At 35.4% G+C, this 22,375-nt stretch carries 20 protein-coding genes; 14 read left to right on the forward strand and 6 right to left on the reverse strand.

The annotated features are described in order from the left end of the window. Positions 1 to 14: 14 nt before the first annotated feature. From flgC to CQA66_RS07555, 3 genes are all read left to right on the forward strand, one after another. On the forward strand, positions 15 to 506 hold the full coding sequence (flgC, locus tag CQA66_RS07545; protein ID WP_104763339.1) for a flagellar basal body rod protein FlgC: 492 nt from the start codon (positions 15 to 17) through the stop codon (positions 504 to 506). A 77-nt stretch (positions 507 to 583) separates the two neighbouring features. Beyond that, entirely contained in the window at positions 584 to 886 is a 303-nt protein-coding gene (gene fliE, locus CQA66_RS07550; RefSeq protein ID WP_104763340.1) for a flagellar hook-basal body complex protein FliE, read from the forward strand. A gap of 26 nt (positions 887 to 912) precedes the next feature. Next, positions 913 to 3,564 carry a peptidoglycan D,D-transpeptidase FtsI family protein gene (locus tag CQA66_RS07555; protein ID WP_233707761.1) on the forward strand — a complete coding sequence of 884 codons (2,652 nt, stop codon included), beginning with the start codon at positions 913 to 915 and terminating at the stop codon, positions 3,562 to 3,564. A gap of 279 nt (positions 3,565 to 3,843) precedes the next feature. On the opposite strand, the gene CQA66_RS07560 is transcribed toward CQA66_RS07555, so the two are convergent. Beyond that, complete coding sequence (locus tag CQA66_RS07560) at positions 3,844 to 4,572, reverse strand: tetratricopeptide repeat protein (RefSeq protein ID WP_104763341.1); 729 nt, start codon at positions 4,570 to 4,572, stop codon at positions 3,844 to 3,846. A gap of 12 nt (positions 4,573 to 4,584) precedes the next feature. Next, positions 4,585 to 5,916: a signal recognition particle protein gene (gene ffh / locus CQA66_RS07565; protein WP_104763342.1), complete on the reverse strand. Its 1,332-nt coding sequence runs from the start codon at positions 5,914 to 5,916 to the stop codon at positions 4,585 to 4,587. A 180-nt stretch (positions 5,917 to 6,096) separates the two neighbouring features. Here ffh and purM point away from each other — a divergent pair, with 180 nt between their 5' ends. The 8 genes from purM to acpS all read left to right on the forward strand — a co-directional run bounded on the left by purM (position 6,097) and on the right by acpS (position 13,994). Beyond that, the gene (purM, locus tag CQA66_RS07570) at positions 6,097 to 7,092 is read left to right on the forward strand and encodes a phosphoribosylformylglycinamidine cyclo-ligase (protein ID WP_104763343.1); all 996 of its coding nucleotides are present in this window, start codon (positions 6,097 to 6,099) and stop codon (positions 7,090 to 7,092) included. Positions 7,093 to 7,102: 10 nt separating this feature from the next. Then, positions 7,103 to 7,777, forward strand: coding sequence for a hypothetical protein (locus CQA66_RS07575; RefSeq protein WP_104763344.1), 675 nt, complete (start codon positions 7,103 to 7,105; stop codon positions 7,775 to 7,777). A 1-nt stretch (position 7,778) separates the two neighbouring features. Next, positions 7,779 to 8,162 (forward strand): hypothetical protein, encoded by a 384-nt coding sequence (locus CQA66_RS07580; protein WP_147289219.1) that lies wholly within the window; start codon positions 7,779 to 7,781, stop codon positions 8,160 to 8,162. Between the two features lie 70 nt (positions 8,163 to 8,232). Beyond that, positions 8,233 to 9,636, forward strand: coding sequence for an argininosuccinate lyase (argH, locus tag CQA66_RS07585; protein WP_104763346.1), 1,404 nt, complete (start codon positions 8,233 to 8,235; stop codon positions 9,634 to 9,636). Positions 9,637 to 9,865: 229 nt separating this feature from the next. Beyond that, positions 9,866 to 11,233: a glutamate--tRNA ligase gene (gene gltX, locus CQA66_RS07590; protein ID WP_104763347.1), complete on the forward strand. Its 1,368-nt coding sequence runs from the start codon at positions 9,866 to 9,868 to the stop codon at positions 11,231 to 11,233. 18 nt (positions 11,234 to 11,251) lie between these two features. Beyond that, on the forward strand, positions 11,252 to 11,539 hold the full coding sequence (locus tag CQA66_RS07595) for a YggT family protein (RefSeq protein WP_233707762.1): 288 nt from the start codon (positions 11,252 to 11,254) through the stop codon (positions 11,537 to 11,539). 13 nt (positions 11,540 to 11,552) lie between these two features. Beyond that, positions 11,553 to 13,361 carry a lytic transglycosylase domain-containing protein gene (locus CQA66_RS07600; protein ID WP_233707763.1) on the forward strand — a complete coding sequence of 603 codons (1,809 nt, stop codon included), beginning with the start codon at positions 11,553 to 11,555 and terminating at the stop codon, positions 13,359 to 13,361. Positions 13,362 to 13,463: 102 nt separating this feature from the next. Then, positions 13,464 to 13,994, forward strand: a complete 531-nt coding sequence (gene acpS, locus CQA66_RS07605) for a holo-ACP synthase (RefSeq protein WP_158657024.1) — start codon at positions 13,464 to 13,466, stop codon at positions 13,992 to 13,994. A gap of 567 nt (positions 13,995 to 14,561) precedes the next feature. On the opposite strand, the gene mqnF is transcribed toward acpS, so the two are convergent. Both mqnF and CQA66_RS07615 read right to left on the reverse strand, forming a co-directional pair. Beyond that, on the reverse strand, positions 14,562 to 15,815 hold the full coding sequence (gene mqnF, locus CQA66_RS07610; RefSeq protein ID WP_104763349.1) for an aminofutalosine deaminase family hydrolase: 1,254 nt from the start codon (positions 15,813 to 15,815) through the stop codon (positions 14,562 to 14,564). Positions 15,816 to 15,968: 153 nt separating this feature from the next. Further along, complete coding sequence (locus CQA66_RS07615; RefSeq protein WP_104763350.1) at positions 15,969 to 17,324, reverse strand: sodium-dependent transporter; 1,356 nt, start codon at positions 17,322 to 17,324, stop codon at positions 15,969 to 15,971. A 154-nt stretch (positions 17,325 to 17,478) separates the two neighbouring features. On the opposite strand from CQA66_RS07615, the gene CQA66_RS07620 reads away from it, so the two are divergent. Next, positions 17,479 to 17,841 carry a flagellar protein FlaG gene (locus CQA66_RS07620; RefSeq protein ID WP_104763351.1) on the forward strand — a complete coding sequence of 121 codons (363 nt, stop codon included), beginning with the start codon at positions 17,479 to 17,481 and terminating at the stop codon, positions 17,839 to 17,841. Between the two features lie 258 nt (positions 17,842 to 18,099). On the opposite strand, the gene CQA66_RS07625 is transcribed toward CQA66_RS07620, so the two are convergent. Together CQA66_RS07625 and CQA66_RS09320 are read right to left on the reverse strand one after the other, a co-directional pair. Next, positions 18,100 to 20,223 (reverse strand): FUSC family protein, encoded by a 2,124-nt coding sequence (locus CQA66_RS07625; RefSeq protein WP_104763352.1) that lies wholly within the window; start codon positions 20,221 to 20,223, stop codon positions 18,100 to 18,102. Between the two features lie 66 nt (positions 20,224 to 20,289). Then, entirely contained in the window at positions 20,290 to 20,460 is a 171-nt protein-coding gene (locus tag CQA66_RS09320; protein ID WP_181882256.1) for a hypothetical protein, read from the reverse strand. A gap of 447 nt (positions 20,461 to 20,907) precedes the next feature. Here CQA66_RS09320 and argF point away from each other — a divergent pair, with 447 nt between their 5' ends. Then, positions 20,908 to 21,888, forward strand: a complete 981-nt coding sequence (gene argF, locus CQA66_RS07630) for an ornithine carbamoyltransferase (protein WP_104763358.1) — start codon at positions 20,908 to 20,910, stop codon at positions 21,886 to 21,888. After that, the gene (locus CQA66_RS07635; protein WP_104763353.1) at positions 21,852 to 22,292 is read left to right on the forward strand and encodes a DUF2603 domain-containing protein; all 441 of its coding nucleotides are present in this window, start codon (positions 21,852 to 21,854) and stop codon (positions 22,290 to 22,292) included. The genes argF and CQA66_RS07635 overlap by 37 nt, the downstream gene beginning before the upstream one ends. The last annotated feature ends 83 nt before the right edge of the window (positions 22,293 to 22,375 follow it).

Below are 22,375 nucleotides of genomic sequence, written 5' to 3' on the forward strand. Positions count from 1 at the left end.
ATAAAGGATAGACAATGTTTTTAAGCACATTTGATATTAGTGGATATGGTTTATCAGCTCAAAGAGTACGTGTTAATGTTATTTCTGCAAATATCGCAAATGCCCATACAACACGTACAGATGAAGGTGGTCCATACAGGAGACAAGAAGTAGTATTTCGTGCATTTGACTTTAATAAGGAACTTAATAAAAAATTAGCAAAAGATAACAATTTACTTGAATATAAAGATCCGCTACAAGAGGGAGAATACGGCAGGAAGCCTGTTCCACCCATTAATGGTGTGTATATTGATAAAATTGTACGGGACGATAATAAACCGCTTATGAAATATGATCCTACACATCCAGATGCAAATGCGCAGGGTTATGTTGCTTATCCAAATGTTAATCCTGTTGTAGAAATGGCCGATTTAGTAGAAGCAACAAGAGCTTATCAAGCAAACGTTGCGGCATTTCAAAGTGCAAAAAACATGGCGAACAATGCAATCACAATGTTTCAAGCTTAACAACTATATAAAATTGTAGGCTTAAAATATAAAATATACGATATAATCAAATTAAACATTAATATAAGGAGAAATACATGGCACAAGTTACACCGATTCAAACTGCTGGACTTAGTAATATTTCTCTAACGGATGTTAATAATGAAATTAAGGGAAAACAAGGAGATTTTTCTTCGCTGCTTAAGAAATCCCTAGATGAATTAAACGCATCTCAAGAGGAATCTGATAAAGCATTGGCAGATATGGCAAGTGGACAAGTAAAAGACTTACATCAAGCGGCAATTACAATAGGCAAAGCCGAAACTAGCATGAAACTTATGCTGGAAGTGCGAAATAAGGCAATTAGTGCATATAAAGAAATCTTAAGAACGCAAGTATAGAATATATTTCTTAATCCCCCCAATTTATGCAAGGACGCAATATTCGCAATAAAGACTCTGTTGGTGCTTTATCTAAAGAAGTAGATTCTATTAAAGATTCTTCAACAGAATCCTCACAGAATCTTAATACTTTTACTCAACCCCCACATAACACAAAGCAATCACATAGAACATACAATGATTTAGAACTGAAAGTCCAAGAGAATTTGGCTTTCATGGCAAATTCCATACAAGCAGATTCTGTATCGCAACCACGATTTGCGATGGCTAAAGACAATGACAAAACAATAAACAATCCAAGTAACTCCACACGAGCAAACAATAAAAACCCATCATCTAACCACATACGCAACGTTTTATCTGCCAATAAAGAAGACTCTTCGCACGTCACAAAAGAATTCAGAAACAATGGAATGAGCGATAAGCACAGCAATGATGCAATGCGATATGACAAGATTGATTCTATTATGTTGGATAATATAGCGGAGAACTATCAATTTCAATCTCCCAAAAACGACAAAAAAGACTTGCATACTCCCCCACATATTCAACAACAGGCTACTTTTACTCAATCTAACGCACTCATGCAAGAGCCAATTAATGAACGAGCAGAGTCTTTTAAGGCAGGTAGGCTTCTTATTGTTCTAGGTATTTTTATCCTGTCCTTTACTGTATTTCTCTTCGCTGTCTATGCAAAAATCATCTCTCAACCGCCAATTATGGAACCGTACAACAAAAAATCAAGAGATTATCCGTGGTCTATCAAAACAGATGTGGATATTGCCTTGCGTGGACAAATTTCAAGCCTTGATGATTATGTGGTTACTTCAAGCCATAAACTCTACAAAATAGCTCTTTATGCACCATCGATTTATGAAGAAAAACGTGAACTTTTAATTAGTCTTATGAATCTATACGCTAACTTGAATAAAAATTCCGTTCGTTTTACCTTATTGAAAGGCGGCAACGTTACACTTACCAATAATGCTAATTCCCTTATTGCCGCAAATCTAAGAATACTCAATCAAAAACTTTCCTCCCTAGGCGTGTATAAAAAATGTACATTCAGCTATATTAATAAAACCAGTATCAAAGATTCGGAAATACAAACAATGATAGCACATGCGCAAATCGTACGTGAGAAAGGCAAAGAAACTTCTTTAGATTCTAGAATCCTAAGAACGCTAGAAAACCTTGAGCAAGGAAAAATTGAGAAATCTCAAGCAATCCATGAACTCAACATCTCTTTAGCCGAATACAAAAACAAAAGCATTGACTTAGCAAGGGAATGTTATACTCCTATCTTTACCTATAATCCTGATGTCCGCGATGGTGCAATCACAAGAATTGAACGAGGGCTTGATATAACAGTGAATCAAATTGAGCGCGAATATCCATTCAATGAACTAATGCAGCCACTCTTAGGATTCACTAATTATCCAAAAAAGAATATTGATGGAAAAATACTTGATGATAAAATGAAGTTTGTTGCCCAATCTGGAGTAGAAAAATATCGCGATGGTATTCTCTCCCCCAAACGTGATGGTAAAGTAACAGGTTTGGCTGACAGAGGGGGAAACATTATTCTCAATAAGTATTCTCAAAGTAATTCTAGAGAAGATGGGTTTAACATTAAACTTACTATACCTCTCGTGTTGCAAGCCAAAATTCAGCACATTGTCGAAGAGGCAAATAAACAATACAAAGCGCAACAAATTGTTGCTGGTATTATGAATCCACAAACAGGTGAAATTTTGGCATTAGCATCATCAGCCACATTTAACCCTAATCGCGGACAAAGGAGTAAAAATATTGCTACGGCAATGCGAGTGGCAGCTGCGGAACGTTCGTTTGAACCGGGCAGCACAATAAAACCGCTTGTATTTTCTTATCTTGTTGATAATAAAAAGATTAATTTTTCAGAAAAAATTGATTTACACGATGGAATCTATAAATTGCGAACTTTCACGATTCGGGACTCAACACCACTTAAAAGCGCAACACCAGAGCAAATACTCATTAAATCAAGTAACATCGGTATGACAAAACTTACAAAAAACCTTAATGGGACACAAATGCGCGAGCTTTTTGAAACCTTTGGTGTAGGACATGCAACAGGCGTTGATATTGCCAATGAAGCGACAGGATTATTGCCAAAAGCCAGCATTTTAGGACGTGAAGTTGAAAAGGGAGCAGCAAGTTATGGGTATGGTTTACGCATGAGTTTTATGCAGCTCTTGCGTAGCTATGCTGTATTTAATAATGGAGGATTCTTAGTTGTTCCACATGTAACAAAACACTTTATTGCTCCTAACTTTAAAATTTTCTACCCCACACTTAAAAGACCAAAAAGAATCATCACAAAGGAAAGTGCTGATTTCATGCAAAAACTCTTGCAACGAGTTGTAAGAGAAGGTACAGCCAAGAGAGCCGATGTAGCAGGACTAATTATTGGCGGCAAAACGGGTACAGCTAGGGAGAAAAACAAGGGTGAAACTATCTATAACGGCTCATTCTTTGGGTATGCAAGCGATGGATTAGCAACTTATACAATCGGCGTAGTTGCTTATGGTTCGCAAGCAAGTGAAGACTACTACGCTGGACAAACTGCTGCTCCAGTATTTGCTAAAATTGCGCAAACGCTTATGCAAGAAGGATATTTAAAAGTCCAAAAATAAAACACTTCTTGGTAACAATCGCAAAGAATCTACACCAAATTAACCTGATACACTTCATAGAAACTCAATCTCTCATAATTGTTGTGTATTGGATTCTTACGCGAACGCTATACAAATTATATGATTTGCAATTCGGAATAGACAAAGAAAGATAGAAATATAACATTCCTTGCTAAAGTCAATTCAATGTATGAATGAATGCAATGCGTAGCCTTATCACATAGAATCATAACAATATAATTTCAATCAAAGTGATAGTATTTTGCGAATAAAGAGATATTAATGGGAATCTTGCGTAATTTTGTCTTTCCATTCACAGCTATCTTCATGCCCCATAGAACAAGCCTTTTCAAAATATATCTTTGCTTGTGCAATGTTGTTTTTCATTATTTGATTGGCTTTTAGCCTTTTGTTGGTGTTAGTCGTTGCATCAGGTACTGCGTTTACTTGCCCATTAAAATATAAAACTGCAATATTATAGCAAGCGGCACTAATGAGATGATTATTGCAAGACATTTCATAGAATCTAAGAGCTTTTTGGTAATCCTGTTTAACACCCAACCCACTTTCATACAACACACCCAGATTCAAACAGCTTGGCATATAGAGCTTATCGCAACCTAATTCAAATTGCCGTTTAGCATTTACGTAGTCCTTGTTTTGCTTGTAAAAGATTCCTAACTGATCAAGGCTCTCTAGTTCGCTTACTGCATAGATTCTATTAAAATAGGGCAGTGCTTCTTTATTTCTCCCCGCATGATGATAAATCACACCTACAACACCACACTCTTTTTCAACGTTACATTCATGGACATTTGGCAATCTACTTGCGATTAATTTTGTGCATGCCTCTTTATTGTTATCAATAATGCAGGCTATCTTTGTTTGTCTTGCCTGCATCTCATTGTTTTTACTTGCATATACACTCATACAGAAGCAAAAAAAGATAGCAAATGGCAAGAAATTTCCCAATCGACGAATCATTGTTCTACAAATAAGATTTTTCATTGTTACAAATCTTTATCTTGGAATCTGTTGCTGGGAAAGCATACCTAAGAAATTTTGTACGCCGCCTTTTTGACTAAGCTTCTTGGCAATCTTACTGGCTTGGTCAAATTGCTTGAGCGTGCGATTTATATCGCTAACGTGCAATCCACTCCCCAATGCAATACGTTTGCGTCTCGAACCATTAAGCAAACTCGGGTCCTCTCTCTCTTTTGGCGTCATGGAATTTACCATAGCACGAATGATTTTTAATTCTTCAGAGTTTTCTAAGTCTACATTTTTCAATGATTTTGCCATGTTTCCCATACCCGGAATCATGGACATAATTGAACTAACAGAGCCTAACTTCCTGACATTCTCAATTTGAGCAAGGAAATCAGTAAAAGTAAAATTGCCCCTTTTAATTTTTTTATGGATATTTTTTGCTTCTTTCTCATCAATGACCATAGCAGTTTTTTCTGCCAATGTTGCAATATCGCCAGCACCCATGAGTCTTGAAACGATCCTGTCTGGTAAAAATAAATCAATGTCAGCAATCTTTTCACCTACCCCCACAAAACGTAATGGAATCCCTAATTGATACGCAATAGACAAAGCGATTCCGCCCTTAGAATCACTATCGAATTTACTTAAAATTACCCCACTTAAGCCAATTTTTTGATGAAAGCTAGCCGCACTTCGCACCCCATCTTGCCCGCTTAAAGAATCTGCGACATAGAATACATCGTGGGGCTTTACAATTGCTTTAATATCATATAGTTCTTGCATAAGAAGTTCACTAATTGCTAACCTACCAGCTGTATCATAAATCACAACGTCAAACTGCGAATTAGCTGCATATTGCACTGCTTCTTTGGCAACTTCCAAAGGATTATTACTTGTAGACTCAAAGACTTCTACTTCAATTTGCGCTCCTAATGTTTGTAGCTGTGTTACTGCTGCCAACCGTTGTAAATCGCACGGCACAAGCAAAACTTTTTTATTACGTAATTTAAGATAATTCGCTAATTTAGCACTTGTAGTTGTTTTTCCACTGCCTTGCAAACCAACCATAAGAATATTAGTGGGCGGCTTTGTTGCATAAGTAAAACCATAATTCCCGCTGACTGCCAAAATATCCAATAACGAGCTGCTCAAAGCCTGCAAAAAATTTTCTCTGCCTATTCCTTTGTCTTTTGTTTGTATTTTTGTTTTTTGGAGTATTTCTTTTGTCGCCTTATGATACACGTCGCTTTTCAATAGAATCTTTTTAAGCTCATCTAGGGCTCTCTCTAGTGATTTTTCATCATCACTAAAGCGCATTTTATTAACTATACTGCGAAATCCGCTGCTTAAGCTCTCAAACATTTTATCCCCCTTACCAAACTAACCTATTAATTATAACGAAAATTTGACTACATACTCTAAGCGATAAAATCTACTAATATCGCAAGTTTGAATTTCATAATAAAAACAAAATTTCTTTAAAAAGATTCTATTAAGATACGATTTATTTATAACAAAAGCACTACATGTGAATGGATAAACGTGAATACTCTAACTTATAAAAATTTTGGTGTCGATATTGCAGAAGGTAATCACTTCGTGCAAGAATTAAAACCCCTTGTTCAAACAACTTTTAATCCTCTAGTACTTGGCGGATTAGGGGGGTTTTCAGGCTGCTTTGAAATTCCAAAAGGCTACAAAAACCCTATTTTGTGCTCTGCTACCGATGGTGTGGGCTCAAAACTGAAGTTAGCAATAGAGCATGACAAAATTGATAACATAGGCATTGATTTAGTAGCTATGTGCGTTAATGATTTGTTATGTGATTTTGCCACGCCGCTTTTTTTTCTGGATTATTACGCAACGCATAAGCTTGTCAAAGACACTGCTTTGCGCGTTATGAAAGGTATTGTTGCAGCCTGCAAGCAATCCCAATGCGCATTAATTGGCGGCGAAACTGCTGAAATGCCAAGTATTTATGCACAAAACGAATTTGATTTAGCAGGATTCGCCGTAGGCATAGCTGAAAAAATGGACTTAGAAAAGAGACAGCACATCCGTAATGGCGATATTGTCTTAGCATTTCCTAGCAATGGATTGCATAGCAATGGTTTCTCTCTTCTTCGCGGAATAATAGAAACCAAAAACATTGATATTATGCAGTCAACAGAACGGGATAGCACTTTGCTTGATTCTCTGTTGCAACCTACAAGAATTTATGTGCGCGAATTTCTTACTTTTAAAGATAGGCTAAAGGCTTTAGCACACATTACAGGAGGAGGATTAAAAGAAAATCTCATTCGTGTGTTGCCGTGCAATACACGTGCAATTATTCAAGAATCTTCTATCAGAGTCTCTGCTGTGTTTCAACCTTTCCTCCCCCATATTACTAAAGAAGAAGCATTTTTGGTGTTTAATATGGGAATTGGCATGACGGCTATTACTACAAAAGAAGAGGCAAGCTATATTATAACCCATAGCGATGCGTATCCAATCGGGCATATAGAATCTGGCGAGCAAGAAGTTATTATTCAATAAAGTTATTAGAATGAATTATAAAATATATTGCAAAGTATTCGTCTTACCTATCATTCTTACATTAAGCGGACTTAGTACCTTTTTCTTTATGTTTGATTCCACAATGATTAGTCGCCAACAAGATACAATCACAATTCCGCAAGAGCATCAAACAATAACAAAAAATGATGCATTGATTCATCTTGACAATGATACAGAAGAACACAACAATAGAAGCATAAATATTGCATTTATAACAACTCCGTTAGCTGTGTCTGACACTAAGCTTGATACTCCAAACAACAAAACAAAACAATCCTATGCAAACAAAAACTTCAAACAATCACCTATCGAACAACCAACAGCACATTCAATTTTGCATCCTTATTTAGAACGTAATACCTACGCAATTGAAGTGAAAAAACAACATCAATACAACGTAAATCAAAAAATCAACATGCCAAAATGGATAATATTATCCCAACCCATTGCTATCTATGAAACGCCAAATACCAATGGAATTATTTTGTATACCGCTCTTAAAGGCGAAAAAGTACAGCTCATTGCTCAACACAATGCGGCATTATGTTATCTCTCTAAGAATCCATTAATCAACAGCGTATGGAATCTTGTGCGATACAAAAATCAAAAAAACGAGTATATTCACGGCTATACTCTCCAATCTTCACTAGAGTATGCCCTCTAATATGCAAGCACATCAAACACGTTACAAAATGAATTATAAATATCGACTGCCCGCAGATACTCTGGGTTACAAAACACATAAAAACAGCCCGTGCTTTCTCCTGCTTGATTGCATATTTGCAATAACTATTGCTTCTTTTACTCTGATAAGTATTGCTCACTTGCAGCAAGAAATACTCTTAGAATCTCAAGAGCAAATCTCTCTCTATCAGGCAGCAAACCGCAACCTTATAGAGAATATCACGCAACATAATCCCAACAAAGAAGTAACCATTCAAAGTGCCAATAACCACACTTATGTCTTTCAAGTATTCTCTGGACAGGCAACTACAAATGAAATATCCAAACCAAACATCGTTTTATATAAATTTGCCTTATTGCCTTAATTTCAACAATATGACATTTTTACAAAAATATTATAATTTGGCGAATAAACACTATTAGAAAGGAACACCTATGGCAAAACTCTGGGGAGGTAGATTCAACGAGTCTGCAAATGAACTTCTTGACAGATTCAATGCAAGTATCACATTCGATAAAAATCTTTGGGAAGAAGACATACAAGGTTCAATAGAACATGCCAAAATGCTTTATAGCATTGGACTGCTAGAAATTGGTGAATTAGATTATATTCTAGCGGGGTTAAAAGAAATTTCTGAAGAAATTAAACGAGGGAATTTTTCATTCTCTTTAGACAATGAAGACATTCATACCGCCATAGAATCTGCTTTGAGCGAGAAAATTGGACAAGCTGGCAAAAAGCTACACACAGCACGTAGTCGCAATGATCAAGTGGCACTTGACTTTATGCTCTATTGTCGCAAAGCAAATCAAGCGTTACAAAAGATTCTTAGCACACTGATACAAACGCTTCTTAATATTGCCAAAGAACATACACAAACACTCATGCCAGGCATGACGCATCTACAACATGCCCAACCAATTAGCTTTGGTTATCACTTAGTCGCATGGTGTATAGGATTCAAACGTGATATACAAAGACTGCGCGCGAGTTTTACATTAAGCAATGAATGCCCATTAGGCAGTGCCGCTATGGCAGGCACTCCATACAAAAATGAACGAGAAAATCTTGCGCGAAGTTTGGGTTTTGAATCAGCAAGCATTAACGCTATGGATTCTGTCGCACAAAGAGATTTTGCTCTGGATTTGCTTTATGATATTGCTATGATCATGTTGCATATCTCAAGACTTGCTGAGGAACTTATTATTTGGAGCAGTTATGAATTTGGCTTTGTGCAATTTGCCGATAACTTTGCAACAGGCAGTTCCATTATGCCACAAAAGAAAAATCCCGATGTAGCAGAATTATTACGCGGGAAATGTGGACGTGCCTATGGAAATCTCATGAGTCTCCTAACAACTATGAAATCTTTACCTTTTGCTTACAATAAGGATATGCAAGAAGACAAGGAAGCCGTTTTTGATTCTGTACAAACGGCTTACATGTGTCTTGAAATTCTTAACGAAAGCCTAAAAACATTGCATATCAACAAAGCAAATATGAGAAAAATGTGTGAAGTTGGGCACTTAGTAGCAACTGACTTGGCAGATTTTTTGGTGCAAGAATACTCTGTTGCATTTCGTGAAGCGCACCATATTACGGGTATTTGTGTTCGCTATGCAGAAGAAAAAGGGCTAGACTTAAGTAAAGTAGACATAGCAGACTTAGAATCCATTCTCATACGAGAATTAGGCGACACGATAACGATTAACAAAAATAAACTTGCTTCTGCTTTAAGCTTAGAAGATTCCATGCAAAGAAGAAACAGCCTAGGAGGTTGCAGCAGTGATGAAGTCAAAAGACAGATTCACGCCATAGAGACATGGCTAGACATATAGGAGTGGGCATTCTATCCTCAACTAACATTGTGGGTATTAGTGATTGTCCCGAAAATAATCATAGAATCTTGCTATTATTTCTTAATCATTAGGTATATCAAGTAAGCAACATAGCTTCGATGCTAATCTCTACCTAATTTATTGTCGTTAATAAAATCTTTTTGTCAAAATCACCAAGTACATTCGTATTTGCGCTATAATCGCAACGAGTTTCACATCAAAGGTTTTTATGCTACGATTTGCCCCGTCGCCAACAGGTGATATGCACATTGGTAATTTGCGCGCTGCGATTTTTAATTATCTTATGGCGCAAAAATTACAACAGCCGTTTATTATTCGTATAGAAGACACAGACTTAGAACGCAACATAGACAATAAAGATAAACAGATTTTGCAGATTTTAGATTGCTTTAACATTAAATATGATGATATTATCTACCAAAGTAACAACTTCCCGTTGCATAGAGAATTGGCGCATAAACTTCTTAAAGAAGGGAAAGCGTTTTACTGTTATTGCTCAAAAGAATTTTTAGAATCCAAACGAGAAGAAGCCAAGAAAAACAAACTTGCTTTTCGCTATGACGATACATGGGCACAACTAGAAAAAGGTAATAAACAAACAAGTCCTATTATTCGTTTGCGCGCAAATATTGACATAAGCTTCCATGATTCTATTAGAGGAAAATTGCAATTTCATAGCAATGAGTTGGATAGCTTTGTGATTATGCGAAATGACATCCCTACATATAATTTTGCCTGTAGCATTGATGACAGAGAGATGAGTTATATTATTCGCGGTGAAGATCATATTAGCAACACTCCCAAGCAGATTCTTATCCAAAGAGCCTTAGGATTCAATACCAAGATACAATACGCACACTTACCGCTTATCCTCAATGAAGCCCACAAAAAAATGTCTAAAAGAGATAAAGCATCTAGTGTGGAATGGCTTTTGTCTCAGGACTTAGAAGCGCAAGCAATAGCAAACTATCTAATATTATTGGGCAATAGTAAGCTAGAACAGCATATTGGCGAATTATTTACGTATCAAGAATGCTTATCGCATTTTTCCATAGAGCATATCTCTAGCAATGCTGCACGTTTTGATTACAAAAAGCTCTTACAAATCAATCGGGATGTGCTAAGAAATTCCTTGCGCAATGAACGAAATAAGCACTCCGTTTATGTAAAATTACAAAACGCGCTCGATAGGCAATTAGAATCTTGCAATAAAAAATCGCAGTTGAACATTAGTCAAAACTTTGAGGAAATGATTCTCTTATACGCGCAAGAAGTGAGCACAACGGCTGAGCTAATCGCACATTGTTGTAATATATTTGTCCCCATTGCTACAAAAAGAGAAAGGTTACAAGAATTTCATAGGGAATTTGATACTCTTGTGCAACTTCTTCATAAGCAGCCTAATTTTACAAATTATGTAGATATGAAAAACTATCTCGTAGCAGAATCACAACTCAAAGGCAAGGCATTTTTTAAACCTCTACGCATGATTCTAAGTGGACAAGAACACGGAATAGAGCTAGATAAGCTCTATTCCGTGTTGAAACAACATATTCCTTTCATATTAACGTTGTAGTTCTTATAAGGAGATATTATGACATTTTTGGTATTAGTATGCAATGCGATAGGTACGATTCTATATTGGATAATCACAATATATTGTTGGATAATTTTTATTGGCGCAATTCTCAATCTTGCTCGCGCTGATCCATCTAGTAATCTTGTTGTCATTATCAATCGGCTAACCTATCCTGCATACGCTGCATTAAAAAAATTTATAAAAACCGAGTACAATGGGCTAGAACTTGCACCATTTTTGATTATTCTTATTGCGCAATTTATCAATCTCACTGTGGCAAGATTCCTTATGGGATTTCACTGATTAAGGGACAATAATGCTAAACAATAAGCAGATACGATACACAATAATCCGCTTGATATTAATAAAATGCTTTGTGGGAATGTCATGGGCAGATAGCATTATGAATTTTCCTATAAATGAAACATATTCGCCACAACCTATAACACTTAATGAAGCTATACATCACCCACAAACAATACGTCCTACAACAAATAAAGAAAATTCCCATATACATCTCAAAGGTAAAGATTTCTTTAATTTTTACATTAAAGATAAACCAAAAGGTATTGTACGTGATTTTTATATCTGGCAATATCTCACAGAAAACACATTAAATTCTCAAGAAATTAATGAAGCATACAGACTCTTAAATGCAAAAAACCCCTATTTACGAAGAGCACTTGATAAATTAGGAAAAACAGAGAAGCTCCCTCACGATATAGAATGCGCAAAAATGAACTTTAAGACGGCACTTAAGCAAGATAACTCTTGTTTAGCTCTCGCTGTCCGCAATAAACTCTCATCTTTCAAAACACTTCCAAGCAAAGAAGTAGATATTATTAGCGCGAGACTTGCAAAAACACATAAGGATACGGTACGCGCTATTAAGGTTTTGCATTCATCAAACCGCACTAAGGATATTTTCAAAGAAAATTCTTTAGTCTTTGCAATGGTATATCATGCGCTTAATGCCGAAGAAAAACACAAAATGTCAACTGATACCCCTGCAAAAGACTTGGAAAGATTAAGCAATTACAAAACAAACGGGTTTTATTCTATCGTGAATGCCATCATCATAGATTCAAAGTTGCATAATCTCAAAGCCGCTTTATTGCAAAGCAATATTACACAAGCCCCGCACAATACCCTTTTTTTGCTAGGTATTAATGAATTACGTTTTGGTTCAAAGGACAAAGCACTAACTTATTTTAAACGAGCACAAAACGCTAGTAACACACCCTTTTTTATTGACAGGGCATTATTCTGGCAGTATCTAGTAACCAAAGACAAAAAATATTTAGAGCAGCTGCTAACAAGCAAACAAGCAAACATTTTCAGTATTTATGCGAGTCAAACATTAAAGAAGCCTCCAAGTTTTGTGATTATCAATACTCTCCCTTCTCTTGCACTTACTAACCCCCCTTTTGATACGAATGATCCTTATGTTTGGCAAAATATTTCCTCAACAATGATAAGTGGCAACGACCCCGTCGCTCTTGCAAAAACTATCCCTTATTTTTCTTATAAAGATACGATGCCTCAACTTGCTTATGTTATGCAGAAAATCGATAAATACTCTACAAATTATTACATCACGCCCTATGAAGGCTTGATTCAATGGAAAAATACAGAGGAACAAAGTTTTGTCTTTTCGATTGCAAAACAGGAGAGCCACTTTATCCCGACATTAATTTCCCGCTCATTTGCTCTTGGAATCATGCAAATCATGCCAGCAAATGTGAAACCTTTTGCGAAAGAAATGGGGCTAAAAGAAATTACCTACAACGATTTATTTAATCCAAAAATCGCCTTTGAAATGGGGAGGCATTTTATTAATCAACTCCAAAAAGAGTATAAAAATCCATTATTTGTTGCCTATGCGTACAATGGTGGACCCGGATTCTTACGAAGATTGCTTGCAAAAAATGAATTATTTCTAAAAAACAGAGAATATGAACCATGGCTTAGTATGGAACTTATCCCTTATGAAGAATCACGATTCTATGGCATGAAGATTATTGCAAACTTTATTATTTATGAAAAACTCTTTGGTAGAGACATTCAGCTACAAAACCTGCTTGATAAAACACTGATATACCATAATCCACTTATTACAAAATAAGAAATCATTTCACCTTTTGGGCACATAATGCAAAAATACCTTTCTGTATCACAACAATACAACGAAATGCGTCTGCATTGACAATAATACATTGGTGTTATGATGAATCTTGAAATAGGTACCGATATAACTTCAATAGACCGTATGAGTAAGGTTCTTAAACGTCAAGGATTTTCATTCTTGCAACGTTTTTTATTGCCAAGCGAAATAATCATGATTCACAAACGTTTGGATTCACATAAGAGTTTTATTCTACATGACAATACGCACCGCACATCATTAAAAACCTTCAGCAGACAAGATTTAGATTGCTATCAGAACAAAACAGCGGCCATATTAGAATCATTAGAGACAAACTTTTGCATTGCAGAATACAGAGTTTCTAGCATAACGGCATATTGGTCACTCAAAGAAGCACTTAGCAAAGCCTTTGGGGTAGGAATAGGATCGCTAGTCTCATTTCATGATATTTGTATTTATAAAGACTCTTTGGGAAAACCAAATGTTGCGCTACATAAGGAATGCAAGAAAAACTTAGAATCTCATTATTCATATACAATACAAAAAATCTCTGTTAGTATTAGCCATGATAACGGATTTGCAATAGCAGTATGCGCTGTAACATTGGCATAACCATTCGCAAATAATTTACTATCATCAATGATTTATTATTCTTGCACATTAGCTATACGCATTGGGCTTAATCATAGTTACATAGATTAAATAGCAAAGAATATTAACCTTACGGTTGATAAATTCCTTGCTAGCTTATACAAACATAAGTTCAACAAAAACTTGATTTGAACAACTCCCTGCTAATAGATAATTCATCAAATAGGATAGCTCGCCGAAATCAAGCTTGTATTCAATATTTAGCATATTAGAATCTAATAACAAAAATCAAAAAGTATTTTGATTCAAAAAATATTGCAATTATTAGAAATTATTCTTATTTTTAATTTTTATTTAAGTTTATCTAGCTATAATTCTTTATATCAATTTTGATATAGAAATTGATTATTTGTTCTAAACAAAGGAACGTCCTTTGATAGTTTTGGGTTAAGTTAAGAACATTCTTTCACATTATCTTCCTTTAAATTTTACAGAGTGGGATTACCACTCTAACTCTCTTAGTAATTCATATTATAAATTTTGCTGATTGTGCTAAATAATAGAAAGTATTTTTTGTAATTATCTACACTATTCTGCTTCAGCACAAGTATTTATATTTTGTGAAATAATGTCTATACCATTAACGAATAAAGAAACAGCCTCTTTGGCATGCAAAACAAAATGTGTAGTAATCTGCCTACTATCTTCGCAGTCGAGCTTAAAAATAGCTATATCCGCACTCTTACCTTCTTGCAAGATACCATTATTCAATCCCAACGCTAAAGCAGGATTACGAGTAACAGCGTAAAGCATATCTTTTGCGAGAGATTCTATATTTGCATATTGAGATGCCTTATCTTGATTTGCTAAAGCACTAAAGAACGCGTAACGTATTTCATTTAAAAGGCTCACATCATTATTGGAGCTTTTTCCATCTGTCCCAATAATCATATTATCTCCTAGCTTTGTATTTAACAGCAAATTAGAACGAGGACACGACACAATGGCACCATAATTGAGTATTTTTTGCTTCAACTCGGAATCTGCATAAAGGCAATGCGTAAAAAGAACATGAGAAATATCTGCAAAAAGAGCAAGAAATGATTCTTGACTGAAAGATTCTACCTCTTGAAGCTGTAAATATTTACTATAAAACTCACTAAAGTAGCCACTTTGAGAATCTAACCACTCACGTTCATGTTTGGATTCCAAGAAATGTGTTGACACAAGAAGATTGTATTTCGCTGCTAAATCAATAAGATATTGGGCAAGCTTAGAGTGCACAGAATACGGCGCGTGCAGGGCTAAAGCTGGCTGAAATAAGTCATTTTTTACACTTAAAGAACGTTCAAGCCTAGTAGAAATTTGCAATACCTGATTCTCAAAGTCTTTGTGATTAACACCCAAAACTTCATGGCAAAAAATCACACGCAAATTCGAACGTAATAATAACTCTATATCCAAGTCATGACTACTAATTGCACATACTGTGCCAACACCATTTTTTTTCTGCTCAAGAATTGCTCGTTGTATTGCCTTAACATTGTCTTGAAAAACCTCATCACGATTTTCCATGATACTATCAAGCCACATACCAAAATCACCATAAACAAAACTTGAAGTGTTTTTACTAAATTCAAAATGTATATGCGCATTAATAAGCGCGGGCACAAGAACATGTTGTTTATAAAAAAGAGAATCGCAATGTCGATATTTTTCTTTTAGTGTATTAAAATCTCCTATTGCTTGTATTTTACCGTTATCGATGAGCACTCCGCCATCGCGTAAAATCTCCATATTATCATCACAAGTAAGAACGAAAGTCGCTCCTAACAGCTTCATGGCAATCCTTTATTTATTATATATTGCAACAAATATTCTCAAGAATCTAGTAATTGTTTTTACTGATTCTACACTAAATCAATAGGTGTTGCGTAATTTCTCCATCAACTAAAAGCAATGTAGTCGACTTCGGGTTATTGCAGCCAAGCAAATTTATGTAGCAGGAGCGGGATTCAATAGAGCATAAATATTGTAAATAAATATTGCTATTACCATAAGCGGTGCTAAAAATCTAATAGCAAAATGCCAAAACTTAAACATAGATTCAGAAAAATAGTTTTTTGTCCAATCTCGCAAAATATGCGCATTAATCGCATACCCAACAAAAATACTCGATAAAAGCCCTCCCAATGTCATAATAATATTCGCACTAATCCAATCAAACCAATCAAATAACGTTTTGCCTCCGATACTCAATGATGTATAACTTTCATTTAAAGAAAGTATCAAGACCGTGCCCACAATAAAAATGGCTAAACTAACCGACCATGCAAGCACCGCGCGGTTTTTACCTGTCTTGTCTTCTAGCCATTTCACTGATGGCTCAAGCAAAGAAATTGTACTAGAGAGCCCAGCAAATCCTAAGCCGATCAAGAATAGCGCACAAATTATACTGCCTGTAATACCCATATTGTGGAACATCACAGGCAAAGTGATAAAGACAAGCCCAGCTCCAGCACCTACATCATCTTTGCTACCATATTCAAACACAAACGTAAAAATCATTAATCCTGCAATGATAGAAATAAGAATGCCAGGGACTAATACCCACATTGCTGCGGAAAAAAGATTCTGTTCTTTTTCGGTAAAAGCCGCATAAGTAATAACAATTCCAACACCAAGCGAAAGAGAGAAAAAAACTTGCCCCATAGAATCAATAAGCACTTTCGGAGTAATTTTAGAGAAATCTGGAGTAAACATAAACTCCAAGCTCTCGTTAAACCCATTCATCGTCATGGCATAAATAAGCAACCCTATAAAAATAACAAAGAGTAAAGGCATAAGCACAAAATTCAATTTCTCGATTCCATTCTTTACGCCCTTGGCTACAAAATAAGCCGTTAAGAAGATAACAATACCAAAACTTATAATCTGTGCTAAAAAATTCTGACTTAGATTTGAAAAGATAGCCTTAGAATCCTGAATGTTTTCAGGTAAGGCAAAACTCATGACGCCAAGATAGTACACGACCCAACCCAAAACAATACAATAAAAGGTAAGAATAAAGGGACCTCCCCACAATGTCAATCCTACCCAATGCCATTGTTTATTCCTTGTATTATCTAATGCGTCAAAGGCATCTTGGGCATTCTTGCGTGTGCGATTACCAATAAGCATTTCGGCTATCAACATAGAAATGCCTACCGCCACAGAAATAACTAAAAAGAGTAGAATAAAAGCAAAGCCTCCATTTAATCCTGCCATAGTTGGGAAACGCCAAATATGCCCTAACCCAACAGAGCTGCCCAAAGTAGCCATAATAAAGCCTATTTTGGAAAAAGTTTTCATAATCTTTTCCTGAATCTTAATTTAACACTTTTACATTATTGCTGAAATTAGTAAATGTAATAAAAGCAAAATAGAATCTAAGATAATGCTTTAAAAAACCAAAAAACTACCGATTAGTGTTATAATTTTTATACATTATACAGAGGAGACTACAATGGAAACACAAGGAAGTTCACTAACATCATTGCAAAGCACTCTTATATCATTAGCAAGCAAAGCAGGGACTCCCTATGAAGTAAAAAGAGCTCCCATTCGGGACACAAAACCAGAGGATAGTAAAAGAGACATGGCTACACAAGAGCAGCTTCTGCATTTATCAAAACAACTTCAAGAGGAAATGAGAAAAATAAACACAAATATTGATTTCTCTTACAATGAAGAAATTAAAGGATTGGTAGTTACGGTACGTGATTCTAATGGGGAAAGAATCATACGCGAGATTCCATCAAAAGAAGCTATAGAACTTATGAGAAAAATGCGCGACTTAATTGGGAATATCTTTGATGAACGTGTGTAAATAGAGTTTTATCTTTACTCTACCTAATACTATAATTTATATATTATATGATTATCTTGATAGATAAGCCAGACTTCTAAATATGCAAGATTGTCGATACAATCACGTATGCCAATGCGATAAGATTATTAAAGCATAGACTAAGAATCTTAGTAAATCCCGCTGCATTAGCAAAAACAATTAAAGATTCCTAGAAATTCTAGTTTAATACAGAGTATTCTCAACAAGCCTATAACCTCAAGACAATTTAAGCATAAGTTAATGTTCGGGAATGCTAATATAATTTTCATTTAAAAGTTTATAAAGCTTGTTTTGAAATCCAAAAATCTCACTCATAATCCATTGACAATGTTCGCTTGCATCAGCAAAAAAATTACTATTTGCAACAAATTCAAAATCATGAGCGGTATTATTCAAGAGTTTCTCAATCATTTCGAAACGTAACTTCAAGTATTCTAATTCTTTTATGATAACACTACTTTGTTGCCCGCTATCACCGCAAGAATGATAAGAAAAATGCAACTGCAACAACTCATTCACTCTAAGACCAATCACCTCTAGCACATTCACAAGTTCAAACCCATAAACAACAATCTGATTGCTTTTTCCCGTGATTTCGACTCGAGAATCTTTGAGTGTATTTTTTAGTTCATCTAAGTTATGCAAAAAATCTGCCTGTTTAATTTGCAATGTCTTATTTTCAAACGCACGTTTATCATCTGATTCAATAATCATATTCAACATATCTTTAAGCAAAGTCATTTGTTTCACTATAATGGGCTTCAGATTGTTATGAGAATATCTTGGCCAAAGCAACAAAAAAACCAGAATGGCAAACACCACTCCTAGCCCAATATCAAGCAGCCTATCAAGCACATAACGCAGAAAGTCCTCATAGAGGATAGAATACATCATGACAAAACCACACATCATAAAGCCAGACCACAACCAAAAGGGAAACACGCGTAAATACACCACTAAGAAAATAACAACACCAAAAAAGAGATAAAAAACCATTGGCACAGCAAATACTGAAATAACAATTCCTATTAGAATTCCAATCGCAGCACTAATAAAATATTCCTTGCTGATATTTTGCATACCACCAATAGACGGTCGCACAACACTTACAACACCGAGGCTAATCCAAATGCCGCGATTAATATTTAGTAGCATAGCAAACACAAGAGACAACCCGATAGCCAAAGAATATTTAACACTAAATCTAAAAGTGGCATTGCTTACATGTAATGCCGTAATAATATTCTTAAAGCTTTTTTTTGCGGGAATATTAAACGCCAAATCAGCTCCACGACCTACACGACAAAAAGATTCCATTTTATAGTATAGAATCTTAAGAACATTGGCAAACGCCGTATGCGTCCTCGCAGTAATCATTGCGTTAGAATCTGATTCTGTATTATTCGAATAAGATTCTAAAGAATCTGTATTCGCAAAAATAATTTTATCAGCTTGCACTCGTCTAATCTTAGGGATCCGTCCTACAAAAATTTTACTCAACCTATCAATATTTTCAATAATTTCTCGTTGTAAGAAAGGATAATTGTGATGAATGTTGTATTTTGTAAGTACAGTAATCATCATATATATATCTTCTATCTGATAAATATAAAAAATCGCACGTTTGATATTTTTTATCATGTAATTATCGTTGTAGATTCCAGACTTTGTATGTAGTGTTTGTTTAATATTATATATCATAAGAAAAGTCGCATCTTTATAACGAGTAAAATCCTCAACAGAATGAATAGAAACCACCATATTTTTTAAAGATTGTAGCACTGAAGGATAATAAACCTGTGTCCATTTACCATAATTACTTGCCGTATCAAGCAATAAGAATCCCACAATAATTCCAATCAATGCGCTTGTGAAAACCACAAAAGCAATCTCGGTAATGGGTAAAAATACTCCAGAATCCACATAAATACAAGCAACCAATGAATTTACCACGACAGGCACAAACATGCGATATAAATCAATGGAATGTGCCCGAGACATTCCAACGCAAAAACTCAACAAGAGTACAGGTACTGCCAGCCAGCACACACTATAAATACTTTGACTTGTAAGAGCTTCTTGCGCAAGTATCGTAAAAAATGACACAGCAAAAGTTGAACAAATTGCAAAGCCCAACATGTGTATCTTTCTATTGGCTTGTTGGCTTAACGTAGCATTTAAGAAAAAAACCTGCATAGGAGTCATAGCTGCCCATACAAGCATTTGAGCACCAAAAATGAGATAATGAAATAACACGCTTAAGGAAATGGCTATCATGGCTTTACATGCGTAAATGCAATTTAAATGTCCAGGATCGTAAATTTGCACGTATTTTTTAAGGTAATGCCAAATAGCATTCATCAATATCCTTATTGCAATATAAATTCAGAATCAAATTTTACATCGTATAGATATTGCTAAAGTTAATTAATGAAAATTTAAATAGAGTTTGACACAAATAGTATTTGTTGCAATATTAAATCTATCTGCAAAATTATCATTGTTTGCTATACCTCTGCTGCCTTGCACATCTCCATTTGTAGTCCTGCCTGCATCTATCGCTTCTGAACCTTGCGCGAATAACATTCCGCCAGTCAAGCTGTATTATATGCTTTGCCCATTGCCACCGGATCTGCGACAATAGGCTATCCCATAAAACAAGTATCATTAGGTACAGCCAAAATTCCTACAATCAGAATCAAATATCTAGCTAAAGAATTAAGCACCATGAATTTTACTGCTATTTAACGGACGTCATTCTTGGTACAAACTAAAAATTAGGATGGGTAATGTCGTTTTTTGTATTTTCGTAACATTCATGTTTTGTCAGAGAATTTAATTTACCATGTTTTAAATCTATGTATTGATAAATGCTACTCTTTAAATCTATGCTATAATGCAATTTTTGCAGAATATTATAGGTTATTTAAATTCAAATAAGTAACATATATTAGATGTATTTTGATTTGATAGTTAAAATTAATAGAGTTATTCATAAGATTTAATGAGACACTACAAACAAGGAAGCTTATGGAGAATAAACATATCCGACATTTTCTCACCATTAATGACTTTAGCAAGGATGAGCTATTGGAAATGCTCTCTCTAGCAATTGCCATTAAGTCGCAACACGCTCGAGGCATTGCTACTCCTTATTTGTCTGGGCAAACACTTGCTATGGTTTTTGAAAAAAGCTCCACTAGGACACGTGTAAGCTTTCAGGTTGGAATCTACCAATTAGGTGGTTTTGGAATTTTTCTTTCAAATAGCGATTTACAGTTGGGTAGAGGAGAGATTATACGTGATAGCGCGGCAGTTATCAGCTCTATGGTAGACATGATTATGGTGCGCACACATATGCACGAAAGATTAGAAGAATTTGCACGTCATTCAAGTGTAAGTGTAATAAATGGATTAAGCGATGCTTTTCACCCTATGCAGCTTTTAGCCGACTACCTTACGATGATAGAATGTGGGATTTTTGTTTCCGATGCAATTTTGGATTCTACACCTTATAAGTCAAAATTCCATCAACCCATTGTAGCTTATATAGGAGATGGCAACAATATGGCAAACTCATGGCTTATGCTTGCCTCGAAATTAGGGTTTGAGCTACGTCTTGCCTGCCCTAAAAACTACATGCCAAAACAAGAGTTTCTTGCGCTTGCACAAGATAATGCAAAGAAAAGTGGTGCTAAAATTATTCTCACTGATGATATTTACGCCGTAAGTCACGGAGCACATGTAATAACAACGGATACATGGGTATCCATGGGACAAGAGAACGAAAAAAAGCAAAGAATGCAAGACTTCAAAAATTACAGAGTAGATTCTGAAATTATGGCTAATGCAGATAAAGAGGCGATTTTCTTACACTGTCTGCCCGCTTACAGAGGATTAGAGGTTACAGAAGAAGTTATTGATGGCACACAAAGCAAAATTATCGAAGAAGCGCATAATAGATTACATGCACAAAAAGGAGTAATGGTATGGCTAAACAGGCAAAACAAAAAAAACATAATTTAGTCTCTAGTTTACATAATGCAAGCAATATCGCCTATCTTGCTCCACTTGACACAAATAAATGGCTTTTAGAATTTGTAGAGGGTAGTTTCAAAAGTGATGAAGCTTGGTTTCTTAAAACCGAAGATAACAAGGAATTTGTTGTACTCCCTCAAAATGCGCTCAACAGTTTACTAGGACATTTGCGTATGAGCCATGAGGAAAAGTTAAAAATTCTTCTGCGACATGAAATACGTGATTTAATGCCAATTGACTTAGAAGATACCATGACTGTGGCTGTTTACGAATTAGAAAAATACCGACAAGATGATGGTAATTTGCCGATGGTGAACGTTAAAAATCTTGCACACGAAATCAAAACCAATCATCCTAATTTGTTTCTGCAGCTAGACAACCTCTTTCGCTAATTTAGAGGGCAAACTACAACAATAAATTTATCTAAATAAAACGCAATTAAATCACTACTTATTATATTCTTTATATTCTCAAT

It is taken from the genome of Helicobacter aurati, assembly GCF_003364265.1.
GTDB lineage: Bacteria > Campylobacterota > Campylobacteria > Campylobacterales > Helicobacteraceae > Helicobacter_A > Helicobacter_A aurati.